The following is a 15,478-nucleotide window of genomic DNA, read 5'->3' on the forward strand; positions in this document are numbered from 1 at the left end:
GAACTCCGGAGCATCAGCCCGACTGGCCTGAGTGACCCCTTCTACGCCATTCCCCGGCGAGCAGTTCGTAGGAGCGGACCCGGTCCCGGTGGTCGTGGGTGATGGTGGTGAGCAGCAACTCGTCCGCGCCCGTGGCCTCCTGGAGCTGCTCCAGCCGGTCGGCGACCCGGGCCGGGGAGCCGACGAACTGGGTGTCGAGGCGGTCCTGGACCAGTTCCCGGTCCGCGTCCGTCCAGTCGTGGGCGCGGGCCTCCTCGGGGGTCGGGAACGGGATGGCGCCCTCGGCGGTGCGGATGCTGCGGACCCACAGGCCGTACCCGGTGGCGAGTTCGCGGGCGGTGTCGTCGTCCTCGGCCACCACCACGTCGGCGGACACGCTGACGTACGGCTTGTCGAGGGCGTCGGAGGGCTGGAAGGCGGCCCGGTAGCCCTCGGCGGCCTCCAGGACCGTCCCCGGGCTGACGTGGTAGTTCGCCGCGAAGGGCAGGCCCCGCGCGCCCGCGGCCTCGGCGCTCTCCCCGCCGCTGCTGCCGAGGATCCACACCTGGAGGTCGGCCCCCTCGCCCGGCACCACGTGCGCCTCCTCGCCCTCCGGGGAGCGGTAGGTGCCCGCGAGCAGGGCGAGGATGTCGTCGATCTGCTCGGCGTAGTCCTGCGACGTGGCGCCCGGCAGCAGGAGCAGCTTGCGCTGGAGGGCGATGCGGGGCGAGCCGAGGAGGTGGGCGAAGGAGAAGCGGGGCGGGATGCGCAGACCGTTCGGGGCGCGGCCGTCGACCACGCCGGTCGGCAGCGGGACCTTGGGCTCCCCCGGCGGGCTCCCGCCCGAGCGGCCGAGGCCCAGGTCGAGGCGGCCGGGGTGCAGGGCGTCGAGGAGTCCGAACTCCTCGACCGTGCTGAGCGCAGAGCGGTGACCGAGCTGTACGGCGCCCGAGCCCAGGCGGATCGTGGAGGTCGCCGAGGCCGTGAGCGCGAGGACGACCGCCGGGGAGGTGCCCGCGACACCCGGGTTGAGGTGGTGCTCGGCGAACCAGTAGCGGGTGTAGCCGAAGCGCTCGGTCTGCCGGGCCAGGTCGATGGAGTTGCGCAGGGCGTCGGCGGCCGTGGCACCGGAGGAGACCGGGACCAGGTCCAGGACGCCGAGGGGGATGTCAGGCATGGGCGGGCTCCTCGGTGTGGACCGGTCCCCAGGGGAACGGCGGGTCCGGGATGCTGCGGCGCAGCACGGGGGCGACCTCGGACTGGAAGAGTTCGAGCGAGTCGCGGTGCTGAGTGTCCGTCAGGCCGCTCGCGTCGGCGTGCACATGGAGCACGGAGTGCCCGAACTGCTCGTGGTAGCGGTGGACTTTGTCGATGATCTGCTGCGGGCTGCCGATCAGGGCGGAGCTGCGCTCGACGAAGTCCTCCAGGGTCTCGAAGACCACGGGGAGGCCCGCCGTGCGGAAGAAGGCCAGGTTCGCCTCGAAGAGCGGCCGGTAGACGTCGAGCGCCTCCTGGGAGGTGCGGGTGACGAGCAGCCCGGCCGAACCGGCGCCGACCGCGATGCCGGCCGGGTCGTGGCCGTGGAACTCCCAGCGCTCCCGGTAGTAGCGGATCAACTCGGCGTACGGCTCGATGGGGTGGGTGACGTTTGCCGAGAACAGGGGATCGCCGTAGCGGGCGGCGAGGTCCACCGACTCCTTGCTGGTGGCGCTGCCGTGCCAGACGCGCACCGGACGCTGGTAGGGCCTGGGCCACGCCTCGGCGTCCTTCAGCGGGGGCCGGAAGCGGGTGTCCGCGGTGACCTTGTCCTGGCGCCAGAGCTGCCGGAACACCTCGTAGCTCTCGGCGTTGCGGTCCCACTGGTCCTCGGGCGTGACATGGAACAGCGTGCGCTGTGCGGCGCCGTTGCCCTTGCCGATGATGAGGTCCAGGCGGCCCTCGGAGAGGTGGTCGAGGGTGGCGTAGTCCTCGTAGGCGCGCACCGGGTCGAGCAGGCTCAGGGTCGTCACCGCGGTGAAGAGACGGATGCGTCTGGTCAGCGCGGCGACATGGCTGAGGACGACCGTCGGCGAGGAGGAGATGAACGGCCGCTCGTGCCGCTCCCCCACGCCGAAGCCGTCGAAGCCCAGCTCCTCGGCGAGCACGGCGTTGTCGAGCACCTCACGGAACCGCTCGTGCGTCGGCTTCCGCACGCCCGTGACCGGATCCGGCCGGTGCACGATCAGGGTGATCGCGAGGAACTTCACGATGCCGCCCGCTGCTCGCCCTTGGCCTCGTCCGGGTGCGCGAGGCCGAGGTGGTGGCGCAGGGTCGGGCCCTCGTAGTCGGTGCGGAAGACGCCCTGTTCCTGGAGGAGCGGGACGACCTTGTCGGCGAAGGTGTCGAGTCCGGTCGGGGTGATGTGCGGGACGAGGATGAAGCCGTCGCTCGCGTCGGCCTGCACGTACTCGTTGATGGTGCGGGCGATGGTCTCGGCCGAGCCGATGAAGTTCTGCCGGTTGCCGGTGTGGATGACCAGGTCGCGGATGGACCACTTGTTGGCCTCGGCCAGCTCGCGCCACTCGCGGGCGGTGGCCAGCGGGTCCCGGTACATCCGCACCTGAGCACGGCCCTTGGAGATGTGGTCGTCGCTGACGTCCGGGTCGATGTCGGGAAGCGGTCCCTCGGGGTCGTACCCGGACAGGTCCCGGTTCCAGACAAACTCCAGGTGCTTGAGCGCGGTGGCGCCGCTGACCTGCTGGCGGCGCACGATCCGGGCCAGTTCCTCGGCCTCGGCGTCGGTGTCGGCGAGCGCGAAGGAGGCGGCCGGCAGGATCAGCAACTGGTCGTGGCTGCGGCCGTACTTGGCGAGGCGGTTCTTGACGTCGGTGTAGAAGGCCTGGCCCTCCTCGAGGGTGGCGTACCGGCTGAAGATCGCGTCGGCCGAGGAGGCGGCGAACTCGCGGCCCTCGTCGGAGTCGCCCGCCTGGAAGATCACCGGGCGGCCCTGCGGGGAGCGCGGCACGTTGAACTGCCCGTGGATGTCGAAGTGCTGTCCGGTGTGGACGAAGGAGCCGGCCTTGGCGTCCCGCAGGAACACGCCGGAGGCCTGGTCGGCGAGGATCTCGTCGCCCTGCCAGGAGTCGAAGAGCTCCTGGGTGGTGGCGAGGAACTCCTTGGCGCGGGAGTAGCGCTCCTGCTGGGGCAGGAAGCCGCCGCGGCGGAAGTTCTCACCGGTGAAGGCGTCCCAGGAGGTGACGACGTTCCAGGCGGAGCGGCCGCCGGAGAGGTGGTCGAGGCTGGCGAACTGGCGGGCCACCTCGTAGGGCTCGTTGAAGGTGGAGTTGATGGTGCCGGTCAGCCCGAGGTGATCGGTGACGGCGGCGAGCGCGGCGAGGATCGTGAAGGTGTCGGGGCGGCCGACCACGTCCAGGTCGTAGATGCTGCCGCCCTGTTCGCGCAGGCGCAGGCCCTCGGCGAGGAACAGGAAGTCGAACTTGGCGCGTTCGGCGGTCTTCGCGAAGTGGGCGAAGGAGCTGAACTCGATGTGGCTGCCGGCCTCCGGGTCGCTCCACACGGTGGTGTTGTTGACGCCGGGGAAGTGCGCGGCCAGGTGGATCTGCTTCAGGGGCTTGGACACGGGTGCGGGATCCCTCCGGCTCAGGCGGACGCGGCGGCGTAGCGGTTGGCGGGGCGGGCGAGGCCCAGCAGGCCGCGCAGGGTGTCGGCCTCGTAGGCGGTGCGGAAGGCGTTCCGGCGCTGGAGTTCGGGGACCAGGCCGTGGGTGATCGCCGGGAGGTCGTGGCCGAGGACGGCGGGCCTGAGCCGGAAGCCGGTGAGTCCGGCCGCCTGGAACTCACCGAGGAGGTCGGCGAGTTGAGCCGGTGTGCCGGTGAAGACAGGGGCGTCACTGGTGTACGGCTCCCCCGCGAGCGTGTCGAGCCGGTCCCGGCGGGCGGCGGCCTCGGCCGGGTCCTCGTCGAGGAAGACGACGAGGTCGCCGAAGACGTGCAGGGGCTCGCCCTCGCGACCGGCGGCCGACTGCTCGTCGCGGATCTCGCTGACGATCGCGCGCGCCTGGCCGGTGTCGTGCGGGGTGATGTAACCGACGTCGGCCTGACGGGCGATGAGCCGGTACGGGACCGTCTGGTGGCCGAGGGCGGTGACGAGCGGCTGGCCCTGCGGCGGCCGGGGCGTGATGGAGGGGCCCTTGACGCTGAAGTGCCGGCCCTCGAAGTCGATGTAGTGCAGCTTGTCCCTGTCGATGAAGCGGCCGGTGGCGGCGTCGCGGATCTCGGCGTCGTCCTCCCAGCTGTCCCACAGGCGGCGGACGGCCTCCACGTAGTCGGCGGCCTCGTCGAAGAGGTCGGTGACCAAGTCCTGGGCCCCGGGGCTGTCGTAGGCCTCGATCGCGGGGATGGTACGGCGGCCGAAGTGCGCGGACTCGTTGGGGCGGGCGGTGATCTGGACGCGTACGCCCGCGCGGCCGGTGCTGACGTAGTCGAGGGTCGCGATGGCCTTGGAGAGGTGGAACGGCTCCGTGTGGGTGACCACCGCCGTGGGGACCAGGCCTATGTGCCGGGTGAGCGGCGCGATGCGCGAGGCGATCAGTACGGCGTCGAGGCGGCCGCGGACCTGGTCGGTGCGCTCGTCCGGGTCGAGGAAGTGGCTGGACTGCGGGCCGAGTCCGTCCTCGATGGTGACGAAGTCGAGCAGGCCGTGTTCGGCCTCGGCGACCTGGTCGGCCCAGTATCCGGCGGTGAACAGCTCGCGCGGCCGGGCCACCGGCTCACGCCAGGAGGCGGGGTGCCAGCCGGTGCCGTCGAGGGCGACGGCGAGGTGCAGAGAAGAGGGGGACACGAGTGGGTGCCTTCCTGGAGGTCCGTACGAGAGGGACCGGCCCGCGCTACGACCGCGCGGGCACGGCGGCTGGTGGTGACGGGTCAGGAACAACAGAGCGCGGTGGACACGCGCAGCAGATCGATGTGCGGCCGGGAGTGGAGACGGGCGGAGCGGAGCTTTCTGATCACGCCCGTCACCTCCTCCCTCTGGACGCGCGAGGGCGCCCGGCGGATCTCGTCGTGAGCCACAACACCGCGCCCCGGCCCGGTGTTCCTGGACTGCGGACCAGGAGAACCGGTGAGCGGCGGCGCAGGGTGAAGCCGATCGACTCGTAGAGGTGGACGGCGTTGGTGTTGTCCGCGGCCGCGTGCAGGAACGGGGTGTCGCCGCGCTCCCGGATGCCGGCGGCGACCGCGCGGACCAGGCGGGTGGCCAGGCCCCGGCCCCGGTGTGCCGGGTCGGTGCAGACCGCGCTGATCTCGGTCCAGCCGGGCGGTCGCAGCCGCTCCCCCGCCAGGGCGATCAGACGGCCCCGGTCCCGGATGCCGAGGTAGGTGCCGAGCCGGATGGTCCGCCGGAGGAAGGGGCCCGGTCGGGTGCAGGCCACCAGGTCCAGGATCTCGGGCACGTCGTCCGGGCCGAGCCGCACCGCCTCGGGAGCGGGTTCGGCCCGCAGGGCGGTGTCGACGAGCTGCACACCCACTCCCCCGCCGACGATCTCCCAGCCTTCCGGGACGTCCTCGACGGGCTTGATCCGTACGGTGGTTCCGGGACCGACGAGCGTGTGCAGGTCGGCCCAGGCTGCCGGGTCGGCGGGATCGGCGAGGGCGGCGAAGGCGTAGACGTCGTCCGGGTAGCGTGCCGCGCGGCCGATCCGTTCGGCGAGGTGGGCGTGCGGGCCGTTCAGGGCGGCCCATACGGCGTTGTCGAGGACGGAGACGGGGTGTGCGGTGGGTCCCAGGAGGGCTCCGCCTCCGCGGAGTTCGGTCTGCTGTGCCACGGAGGCGGAGTCCTTTCCCCATTGATGAGCAAGCGGTGCAGGCTTCCTGACCGGACGTCAGGAGTTCGTCAGCGGCAGTCCGGGCGGGTTGATCTCCGACTTGGTGACGGCGTCGTTGGAGAGGTTCCACGCGGCGAGCCACTTGGCGTACTGGCCGTTGTCGATCAGGTAGTTGATGGCGTCGGCGAGCGGCTTCGCGAGACCGCTGTCCTTCTTCGCGGTCGCGGCGATCAGGCCCTGGAGCGACTCACCGGCGCCGGAGTACTGCCCCGCGATCTTCGTCGGGTTGGGCGTGCTCGCCGTCTGGGTGACGTGGTAGGAGAGGTTGGGGCTGGGGCCGAGGTAGGAGTCGATCTTGCCGCTGTTGAGGGCGAGGTAGGTGCTGGGGCTGTCCTGGAAGTACTTGATGGTCAGCTTTTTGCCCTCCTTCTTCAGCCGGCTCTGCCACTCCAGCAGGATCCGCTCCTGGTTGGTGCCGGCGCCGACCGAGACGGTCTGGCCCGCGAGCGCCTCGTAGGTGCCGTGGAAGGTCCACTTCGAGGACTTCGCCGTCTCGAAAGCGAGGTCGTCCTTGCGGTAGGAGGCGAACTCGTACTTTTGCTTGCGCTCCTCGGTGTCGGTGATGTTGGAGAAGCCGACGTCCACCTTGCCGCTGTCGATGCCGACGAAGAGGTTCTCCCAGGTGAACCGCTTGACCTCGGGCTTGAGGCCGAGGACGGCGGCGACCAGGCGGGCCAGATCGCTCTCCGAGCCGGTGAGGGTCTTCTGGTCGCTGCCGACGAAGCCGAGCGGCGGGGAGCCGGAGGGCAGGGTGCCGGAGCCGATGACGAGGGTGCCGCTCTTCTTGAGGGCGGCGGGCAGTTCGGCGCTGATGGACTTGACCTCGGCGACCTTGAGGGTGGTCTCCTTGGCGGCGCCGTTGGACAGCCGGCCGACGGTGACGGTGCCGGCGCTGTCGTTCGTCTGCGTGGCCGCGTCGCTGTCCCCACCGCAGGCGGCGAGCCCGGTGGCGAGGGTGGCGACGGCGGTCGCCGCGGTGATGCCGCGTATCAGGCTGCGTCGGGTGACGTGGGCAGACATGTCCGTCCTCGGTGTTCGATGGTCGATGGTCGATGAGAGAGGTGAAGGGTGGTGCGCGTGGGGGGAGTTCAGGGGGCGGCAGCGGTGGGACCACCGTGCCGCGCGGGATCACAGGACCTTGCTCAGGAAGTCCCGGGTCCGTTCGTGCCGCGGCCGGTCCAGGACCTCGGAGGGCGGGCCCTGTTCGACGATCCGGCCGCCGTCGATGAAGACGACCCGGTCGGCGATCTCGCGGGCGAAGCCGATCTCGTGGGTGACGATGACGAGCGTGGTGCCGCTGGTCGCCAAGTCCTTGATGACGGCGAGGACTTCGCCGACGAGCTCGGGGTCGAGGGCGGAGGTCGGCTCGTCGAAGAGGATGACCCCGGGCCGCAGCGCGAGGGCGCGGGCGATGGCCACCCGCTGCTGCTGTCCGCCGGACAGCTGCCGCGGGTAGGCGCCGGTCCTGTCGGCCAGACCGACGCGGCCGAGGAGTTCGCGGGCCAGCTCCTGTGCCTCCGCCTTGCCGAGCTTCCCGGTCGCCACCGGGGCGGCGGCCACGTTGTCCAGCACGGTCAGGTGCGGGAAGAGGTTGAAGTTCTGGAAGACGAACCCGATCCGGCCGCGCTGGGTCAGGATGGCCCGCTCGCTGAGCTCCTTGAGCCGGTCGCCCTGCCGTCGTACGCCGATCAGTTCGTCGTTGACGCTGACGTAGCCGATCTCCGGCTTCTCCAGGTGGTTGATGACCCGCAGCAGGGTGGACTTCCCGGAGCCGGACGGGCCGAGGATCACGGTGACCTCGCCGGGCCGGACGGTCAGGTCGACGCCGTCCAGGACCCGGTGGGCGCCGTACCACTTGTGCACGCCGTGCACTTCGAGAGCTGCGGCGGTCATACGGCGGCCTCCCTGCGGATGCGGTCGCGCAGGCCGGTGAGCCCGGCCCGCAGTTTCTGGAGCGGGGTCGGCGGCAGGGAGCGGGTGGCGCCCCGGGCGTAGTGCCGCTCGACGTAGAACTGGACGACGGACACCGCGCTGGTGAGGATCAGGTACCAGACGGTGGCGACCAGGAGCAGCGGCACGATGTCGCCGGGGTAGGTGGCGCCCATGGACTGGACCGTGCCGAACAGGTCCAGGAGGGACACGTAGAAGACCAGCGAGGTGCTCTTGACGAGGCCGATGAGCTGGTTGACGTAGTTCGGCGTGATGGAGCGCAGCGCCTGCGGAAAGACGATCCTCCGGAACTGGTAGCCCTTCGGCAGGCCGAGCGCCGACGCTGCCTCGTGCTGGCCCTGGTCGACGGAGAGGATGCCGCCGCGGACGACCTCGGCGGCGTAGGCGGCCTCGTTGAGGCTGAGGCCGATGACGGCGATGACCATGTCGGTGGCGAGCCGGGACTCGTCGAAGGAGAAGAAGGCCGGCCCGAAGGGGACGCCGATGCTCAACGTCTTGTACAGGGCAGAGAAGTTGTAGAGGAAGAGCAGGACCACGATGAGCGGGATCGAGCGCAGCGCCCAGACGTAGGTCCAGCTGACCGCCCGCAGCACCGGGCTCTTGGAGAGCCGGGCGAGGGCGAGCAGGATGCCGCCGAGGAGGCCGAACACCGCGCTGTAGGCGGTGACTTCGAGGGTGATGAGGAGTCCGTCGAGGACGGTCGGCCTCAGGAACCAGTAGCCGAAGCGGTCCCACTGGTAGAACGGGTTGGTCGCGAGCCCGTGGACGAACTGGGCGGCCAGGACCAGGACGACGGCGGTGGCGATCCAGCGGCCCGGCCGCCGCAGCGGCTGAACGCGTTGTGCGGCGAGGGGCTTTGACGGGGTGTCGGACCGGGGCGGTGCGTCGGTCACGGACACGGCAGCGCCTGGGGGTTCGGTCATGAGGGGCTCCGGCGGAGTCCGGTCACCCCTGGGACACGGCGAGCGCGGCGTTCTACGGCGGTAGGACGCGACGCACGGGCACCGGGGGCTGGGCGGACAACGGGACACCGCGAGCGCGGTGTTCGTCAGGAACGCGGGGGCTGGGAAGGAACGTCAGCCCCGACAGCGGGCACGGCCCGGTGCGGTACACAGTGCGCTGCTCACGCGGAGCAGGTCGACGGCCCGGTTGGCGACCAGGGGGGTCGCCGTACGGCCGTACGCAGCCCGGAGAACGGCGTGCGGCCGTCCTGGGAGCTGCGTACATCTCGGTCACCGTCGCTGTTCTCGGGGGTCCCGCGGAACCCTGGTGGGCCCGTGGCTGAAACAGGGCCCTGCTGGACCCGTAGGGTAAGGCAGTCGTCTGAACCGGTGTCAATCCCGGTCCATCAGGTGAAACGGTCAGTGTGCGCGGGCGGCGTGCGCGGCCCAGTCCAGGATCTGCACGGCGGACCCGGCGGCCTCCAGGCCCCGGCAGCGGGCGTGGTGCCGGCGGGCGATGCCGTCGAGGTCGAGGTGGGTGCCGAAGGCCGGGTGGGCGGCCAGGCGGCGGGCGTACGCCCACAGGTGGGGGTGGTCGGCGATCCGCTGCACGGCGGCGGCGTCCAGGTGATGGCGGTGCACGGTGTCCAGTTGGACCAGGGCGACCCACAACTCGACGTCCGCGGCCGTGACGTGATCGCGGATCAGGTACTCGCGGCCGGCCAGCCACCGCTCCAACGAGCCCAGGGAGTCGAGCAGTTGCTCCAGGTGCGCGGCGCGTTCCGCCGCGTCGCCGCCCGCCGATCCGGCGTGCTGGGCGGCCTGTCCGATGCCGCGGCACATCCGCTCGACGGCCTCGGTCTCCGACTCCGCACCGCACGGATGCAGCGCCGGACGGCCGGAGCCGAAGTGCCGGGCCAGGTCGCGGGTGATGTCGGTGGCGTGGGTGCTGACGATGCGCCCCGACCAGTCGTCGCTGAGCACCGGGGCGACGGCCGCGCCGGTGTACCGGTGCGCGCTGGCCTCGTACAGCGGGCGCAGCGCGGAGTGTCCTCCGTCGGGACAGTCGGGGACCGGGTCCAGGTAGGTCACGGGACAGACGTCGTCGAGGCCGAGCAGGCTGTGCACGACGGCGATACGCAGGCCGTCGGCGCAGGCGACGGTCAGGTGGAGCCGGTAGCGGCGCGGCACGGCATAGTGCCCACTGCGCGCGTCCTGGCCGATCCTGCCCCGGAACGCGGGGCTCGGGTGGGTGGTGGGGACGTGGGCGAGCGGTGTGACGGACATGGGTCTCCCCGGGAGTCGGGCGCAGACGTACGCGCGGCGGAAGCGTCGTCGGGCGGGAGCGGGCGGCCGTCCCCGTGCGCGGCGGCAGGGGTGTGCCGTTCGGGTGCGGAACGGGTGGGTGCGGCCGGGCTCAGCCCAGGGGCCTGATCGCACTGCAGACGCGCAGCAGATCGATGTGACGGCGGGAGGTCAGAAGAGGCGAAGGCCGCGACGTACGGCTCACTCGGCCGACGGCCGGTTCAAGGCGCCCCATGTTTCCCTACCTGTTCACTAGGATTACCGATTGGAGTGTCGATCGGGCCGGGGCGCACGTCAAGAGGGCGTCCACGAGACGGGATCGGGCGGACGTCCACGGACGCCACGGACGTCTGCGGTCAGTGCGACTCGCGGGTGACCTCCGAGCCGCTGGAGCCGACGAGGAAGTCCAGGTCGGCGCCCTTGTCGGCCTGTTGGACATGGTCGACGTACAGCCGCTGCCAGCCCCGCCGCGGGTCGGCGAACGCCTCCACGGTGGCCTGGTCCGGGGTGCGAGCGGCGAGTTCGTCGGCGGGCACCTCCAGGTCGATGCGGCGGGCCTCGACGTCCAGGCTGATGACGTCGCCGGTCCTGACGAGGGCGAGCGGGCCGCCCGCCGCGGCCTCCGGCGCCACGTGCAGGACGACCGTGCCGTACGCCGTGCCGCTCATCCGGCCGTCGCAGACCCGGACCATGTCCCGGACGCCCTGCTCGAGGAGCTTGGTGGGCAGCGGCATGTTGGCCACCTCGGGCATGCCCGGGTAGCCCTTGGGGCCGCAGCCGCGCAGCACGAGGACGGAGTCGGCGTCGACGTCCAGGTCCGGGTCGTCGACGCGGGCGTGGAAGTCCTCGATGCTGTCGAAGACGACCGCGCGGCCCCGGTGGCGCAGCAGGTGCGGGGAGGCCGCCGCGGGTTTGATCAGGGCACCGTCGGGGGCGAGGCTGCCGCGCAGCACGGCGATGCCGCCCTCCTCGACGAGCGGGCGGGCCCTGGTCCTGATCACCTCGGCGTCCCAGATCGGGGCGTCGGCGAGATGGTCCACCAGCGGCCTTCCGGTGACGGTCAGCGCCCGCGGGTCGAGGAGGTCGGCGACCTCCCGGAGCACGGCGAGCAGTCCGCCAGCCCGGTGGAAGTCCTCCATGAGGAAGCGCCCGGCGGGCTGGAGGTCGACGAGGACCGGCACCCGGGAGCCGATGCGGTCGAAGTCGTCCAGGGTCAGCTCGACGCCCAACCGCCCGGCGATGGCGAGGAGATGGACGACCGCGTTGGTGGAGCCGCCGATCGCGGCCAGGGCCACGATCGCGTTGTGGAAGGACCCCTTGGTCAGGAAGGTGCTCGGGCGGCGGTCGCCGGACACCAGCTCCACCGCGAGGCGTCCGGTGCCGTGCGCGGCCTCCAGGAGCCGGCTGTCGGGAGCGGGCGTCCCGGCGACCCCGGGGACGACCGTGCCCAGGGCTTCGGCGACCAACGCCATCGTGGAGGCCGTGCCCATGGTGTTGCAGTGGCCCCGGCTGCGGATCATCGACGACTCGGAGCGGGTGAACTGCTCCTGGGAGAGGGTTCCGGCGCGGACCTCCTCCGACAGCCGCCACACGTCCGTGCCGCAGCCCAGCGGGGTGCCGCGGAAGGTGCCGGTCAGCATGGGTCCGCCGGGCACGACCACGGCGGGCAGGTCGACCGAGGCGGCGGCCATCAGCAGGGACGGGATCGTCTTGTCGCAGCCGCCCAGCAGGACCACTCCGTCGAGGGGGTTGGCCCGGAGCATCTCCTCGGTGGCCATGGCCGCCATGTTGCGCCAGAGCATGGCGGTGGGCCGCACGTTGGTCTCGCCGAGCGACACCACGGGCAGGTCGAGGGGGATGCCGCCCGCCTCGTGCACGCCGTCCCGGACCGATCTGGCGACCTCGTCCAGGTGCGCGTTGCAGGGCGTGAGGTCGGAGGCGGTGTTGGCGATGGCGATCTGGGGCCGGCCGGTGAAGGCGTCGGCCGGTGCGCCCCGGCGCATCCAGGCCCGGTGGATGTAGGCGTTGCGGTCCTGTCCTCCGTACCACTGTGCGCTGCGAAGGGGCATCGCCCGCCCTTTCCGGTCGTCGGTACCGCGGTCTACTATCCGGAACGCGATGCAGCTTACGCAGCCGTTCCGCGCTTCGGCAGCCCCGGTCTGCGGTGTCGGCCGCCCTGTGCGGCCGGTGCGGGTGCAGGAGCGACCCCTGGTGCCCTGCCCCCGAAGGAGACCTTCTGATGCGTGCCTTCGTCCTCACCGGTCCCGGCGAGTGCGCGGTCCAGGAGGTGCCGGAGCCGGTGGCCGTGCCCGGCGAGGTGGTCGTGGAGGTGGAGCGGGTGGGCGTCTGCGGGACCGATCTGGAGTTCTTCACCGGTGACATGGCCTATCTCCACCAGGGGCACGCCGGCTATCCGATGCGGCTGGGCCACGAGTGGGCCGGGCGGGTCCGTACGGTCGGAGCCGGGGTCGATCCCGGCTGGGTCGGGCGCCGGGTCATGGGCGACACCATGCTCGGCTGCGGGTCCTGCCGCCGCTGCCTGCGCGGACAACAGCACGTCTGCGAGAAGCGCGAGGAGGTGGGCATCCGGGGCGGCCGTGCGGGTGCGCTGGCCGAGCAACTCGCCGTCCCCGCAGGGTCGTTGCACGCCCTGCCGGACTCCGTGGACCCGGAGTTGGGGGCGCTGGTCGAGCCGGGTGGCAACGCCCTGCGGGCGGCGCGGGCCACCGGGGCCGGGCCCGGCGACCGGGTCCTGGTGCTGGGCCCTGGCACCATCGGTCTGCTGGTCGCCCTGTTCGCCCGGGCCGCCGGAGCGGAGGTGCACCTGATGGGTACCACGGAGGCCTCCCTCGCCTTCGCACGCTCACTGGGCTTTCCGCACGCCTGGCGCGAGGACATGCTGCCCGACCTGCCGTTCGACGCGGTCGTGGACGCCACCAACGCGGTCCGTCTGCCCGCGCTGGCCCAGGAGTTGGTCGAACCGGGCGGACGGCTGGTGTACATAGGGCTGGCCGCCGAGCCCAGCCTGATCGACACCCGGGCGCTCGTCCTGAAGGACGTGACGGCGGTCGGCATCCTGTCGGCCTCCCCCGGGCTCGACGCCACGATCAAGGCGTACGCCGAGAAGGCCGTCGACCCGAGACCGCTCGTGGCCGCGACCGTCGCGCTGGACGCGATCGGAGCCGTGCTCGCCGGTGAGCGACCGCCCGGCGCCGGACCGGGGCCGAAGATCCATGTCGATCCCCGGCTGACGTGAGCTCATGTAACGGACCGGCCACGGCTGCCCGCACCTTCCGATAACGTGGCGTCTGTGATCACGGCGGACAAGAAGGGCATCGAAAATCGACCGAACATGGTGAGAGGGTGACCGGCCGGTCGACGACCGCGGTGCTGCCCCCGTCACTGCGCGCGCGGCTCGGGGTGGTCGCGGTCCTCGCCGCGCTGGTGGTCGCCGTGCTCGCCGTCCTGTTCGCCGGCCACAGCCGGCCCAGCAGGGTGGACAGCTGGATCGTGTCGCCGACGGCGGACAGCGTGCGGCCGCCGCTGCGGTACGTCGCCGACACCCTGGACTTCCTCGGGGAACCCACGGGATCGGTGCTGACGGTCCTGGTCGCCGTGGCCTGCTGCCTGCTGCTTCGACGTCCTCGCGCGGCCGTCCTCGCGGTGGCCGGCGTCAGCCTCGCCGTGGGCACGGCGACGCTGCTCAAGCAGCTGGTGGGCCGCACCATCCACGGACCCGAGAACCTGTCCTACCCGAGCGGCCACACCACCTTCTTCACGGCGCTCGCCTTCGTCGCGGCGTTGCTCGCGACCGACCGGCTCGGCCTCGGCGGCAGGGCCGGCACGTCACTCGTGCTGGCCGCGACGCTGGTCGCCGGCGCCGCGATGGGATGGGCGGAGGTCGCCCTGGGCGCGCACTACCCGACCGACGCGCTGGGCGGCTGGTGCACCGCGCTGGCGGTGGTCCCGGCGACCGCGTGGCTGGTCGACCGGGCGGCCGACCGGATGGCCGCCCGCTCGGTCGACCCCCCGGTCGGTGCCGGTTCGCGAGAGCGCCGCTGACGTCACGCCGGGGGACGGAACACGGACTTCGTCACGCCAGGCGACGGAACACCGGCTTCACCGGTCGGCCGCCCGTCCAGGGAGTGGGGTCGGCGGCGTCCAGTGCCTTCCGGTACACCGCACACGCCTGGGCCACCACGTCGACGGTGTGATCGATGTCGGCTTCGGTGAGCGCGCTGCTCACCACGAACGACGGGGCCAGCACCCCGCCCGCGAGAAGCCGGCGCAGGAACAGCGTGCGGTACTCCTGTGACGGCTGTCCGTTCTCGTCGAGGGTGGCGAAGACCAGGTTGCTGGCCCGGCCCCGGACGACGACGTGGTCGCCGACGCCCATGCCGGCCGCCGCGTCACGGACACCGGCGGCCAACCGCTCGCCGAGGGAGTGCAGCCGCGCGGTGACACCTTCTTCGACGTAGACGGTCTGCACGGCCATCGCGGCGGCCAGCGAGTGCGTCTCCGCGCCGTGCGTGGTGGAGAGCAGGAACACCCGTTCGTCGGAGTGCCGCAGCCCGCCCCGCTCCATCAGCTCACGGCGTCCGGCCAGGGCGGAGACGGCGAACCCGTTGCCCAGCGCCTTGCCGAACGTCGAGAGGTCGGGGACGACGCCGTACAGGCCCTGGGCGCCCGCCTCGGACCAGCGGAACCCGGTGATCATCTCGTCGAAGACCAGGACGCAGCCGTGCCGGTCCGCCAGTTCGCGCAGGCCGGCCAGGTAGCCGGGCGGCGGCTCGCTGTGGGTGGCGGGTTCGAGGATCAGACAGGCGATGTCGTCCTGGTACCGGGTGAGCAGTTCCTCCGTGGCCGCCAGGTCCCCGTAGGGGAACGCCACCGTGAGCTCGTTGGTCGACGCGGGGATGCCTGCGGACATCGGTGTGGTGCCGATGAACCAGTCGTCGGTGGAGAAGAACGGATGGTCGGCGCACAGGGCCACCCGCCGGCGCCCGGTGACGGCACGGGCGAGCCGTACCGCGGCCGTGGTGGCGTCGGAGCCGTTCTTGGCGAACTTCACCATCTCGGCGGTCGGCACCGTGGCCAGGAACCGTTCCGCGGCCTCGGCCTCCACGATGGAGGGCCGGACGAAATTGCTGCCGCGGTCGATCTCCCGCCGGACCGCCTCGGTGACCCGCGGGTGGGCGTGTCCGAGGCTGACCGACCGCAGGCCCGAGCCGTACTCGATGTACCGGTTGCCGTCGACGTCCCACACATGGGCACCGCTGCCGTGGCTGATGACCGGGGCCATGTTCTCGGGGTACTGGTCGTCGCCCTTGGCGTAGGTGTGGGCGCCGCCAGGGATCAGGGCATGGAGCCGTTCGTTGGCCGCACGCGACCGTGGCAGCTGGAAGTCTTCGCTGTGCAAGCC

Annotated in this window: 14 protein-coding genes; 2 read left to right on the forward strand and 12 right to left on the reverse strand. The window is 71.9% G+C overall.

Annotated features, from left to right (window positions below):
* Positions 1-13: 13 nt before the first annotated feature.
* The 11 genes from H295_RS0110305 to H295_RS0110350 form a co-directional block, all read right to left on the reverse strand.
* A complete protein-coding gene (locus H295_RS0110305; protein WP_020135280.1) occupies positions 14-1,156 on the reverse strand; it encodes an LLM class flavin-dependent oxidoreductase in 1,143 nt (380 codons plus the stop codon).
* Complete coding sequence (locus tag H295_RS0110310) at positions 1,149-2,225, reverse strand: LLM class flavin-dependent oxidoreductase (RefSeq protein ID WP_020135281.1); 1,077 nt, start codon at positions 2,223-2,225, stop codon at positions 1,149-1,151. Before H295_RS0110310 ends, H295_RS0110305 begins: the two co-directional genes overlap by 8 nt.
* On the reverse strand, positions 2,222-3,598 hold the full coding sequence (locus H295_RS0110315) for an NtaA/DmoA family FMN-dependent monooxygenase (protein ID WP_020135282.1): 1,377 nt from the start codon (positions 3,596-3,598) through the stop codon (positions 2,222-2,224). Before H295_RS0110315 ends, H295_RS0110310 begins: the two co-directional genes overlap by 4 nt.
* A 20-nt stretch (positions 3,599-3,618) precedes the next feature.
* The gene (locus H295_RS0110320) at positions 3,619-4,818 is read right to left on the reverse strand and encodes an LLM class flavin-dependent oxidoreductase (protein ID WP_020135283.1); all 1,200 of its coding nucleotides are present in this window, start codon (positions 4,816-4,818) and stop codon (positions 3,619-3,621) included.
* 175 nt (positions 4,819-4,993) lie between these two features.
* Positions 4,994-5,800 carry a GNAT family N-acetyltransferase gene (locus H295_RS0110325; RefSeq protein ID WP_020135284.1) on the reverse strand — a complete coding sequence of 269 codons (807 nt, stop codon included), beginning with the start codon at positions 5,798-5,800 and terminating at the stop codon, positions 4,994-4,996.
* 57 nt (positions 5,801-5,857) lie between these two features.
* Positions 5,858-6,880: an ABC transporter substrate-binding protein gene (locus H295_RS0110330; RefSeq protein WP_020135285.1), complete on the reverse strand. Its 1,023-nt coding sequence runs from the start codon at positions 6,878-6,880 to the stop codon at positions 5,858-5,860.
* A 108-nt stretch (positions 6,881-6,988) separates the two neighbouring features.
* On the reverse strand, positions 6,989-7,753 hold the full coding sequence (locus H295_RS0110335; RefSeq protein WP_020135286.1) for an amino acid ABC transporter ATP-binding protein: 765 nt from the start codon (positions 7,751-7,753) through the stop codon (positions 6,989-6,991).
* Positions 7,750-8,733, reverse strand: a complete 984-nt coding sequence (locus H295_RS0110340) for an amino acid ABC transporter permease (RefSeq protein WP_020135287.1) — start codon at positions 8,731-8,733, stop codon at positions 7,750-7,752. Before H295_RS0110340 ends, H295_RS0110335 begins: the two co-directional genes overlap by 4 nt.
* 438 nt (positions 8,734-9,171) lie before the next feature.
* Complete coding sequence (locus H295_RS0110345; RefSeq protein ID WP_020135288.1) at positions 9,172-10,038, reverse strand: glutathione S-transferase C-terminal domain-containing protein; 867 nt, start codon at positions 10,036-10,038, stop codon at positions 9,172-9,174.
* Between the two features lie 130 nt (positions 10,039-10,168).
* Positions 10,169-10,291, reverse strand: coding sequence for a putative leader peptide (locus tag H295_RS48565; RefSeq protein WP_324606055.1), 123 nt, complete (start codon positions 10,289-10,291; stop codon positions 10,169-10,171).
* Positions 10,292-10,412: 121 nt separating this feature from the next.
* Positions 10,413-12,125 (reverse strand): IlvD/Edd family dehydratase, encoded by a 1,713-nt coding sequence (locus H295_RS0110350; RefSeq protein WP_020135289.1) that lies wholly within the window; start codon positions 12,123-12,125, stop codon positions 10,413-10,415.
* A gap of 170 nt (positions 12,126-12,295) precedes the next feature.
* Here H295_RS0110350 and H295_RS0110355 point away from each other — a divergent pair, with 170 nt between their 5' ends.
* On the forward strand, positions 12,296-13,312 hold the full coding sequence (locus H295_RS0110355; protein ID WP_020135290.1) for a zinc-dependent alcohol dehydrogenase: 1,017 nt from the start codon (positions 12,296-12,298) through the stop codon (positions 13,310-13,312).
* A 107-nt stretch (positions 13,313-13,419) separates the two neighbouring features.
* Positions 13,420-14,118 (forward strand): phosphatase PAP2 family protein, encoded by a 699-nt coding sequence (locus H295_RS0110360; RefSeq protein WP_020135291.1) that lies wholly within the window; start codon positions 13,420-13,422, stop codon positions 14,116-14,118.
* Positions 14,119-14,149: 31 nt separating this feature from the next.
* Here the strand turns inward: H295_RS0110360 and H295_RS0110365 are convergent, their stop codons facing one another.
* Positions 14,150-15,475, reverse strand: coding sequence for a glutamate-1-semialdehyde 2,1-aminomutase (locus H295_RS0110365; RefSeq protein WP_020135292.1), 1,326 nt, complete (start codon positions 15,473-15,475; stop codon positions 14,150-14,152).
* Positions 15,476-15,478: the final 3 nt, after the last annotated feature.

Origin of the sequence: Streptomyces sp. 351MFTsu5.1 (assembly GCF_000383655.1) — a bacterium.
Taxonomy (GTDB): Bacteria; Actinomycetota; Actinomycetes; order Streptomycetales; family Streptomycetaceae; genus Streptomyces; species Streptomyces griseorubiginosus.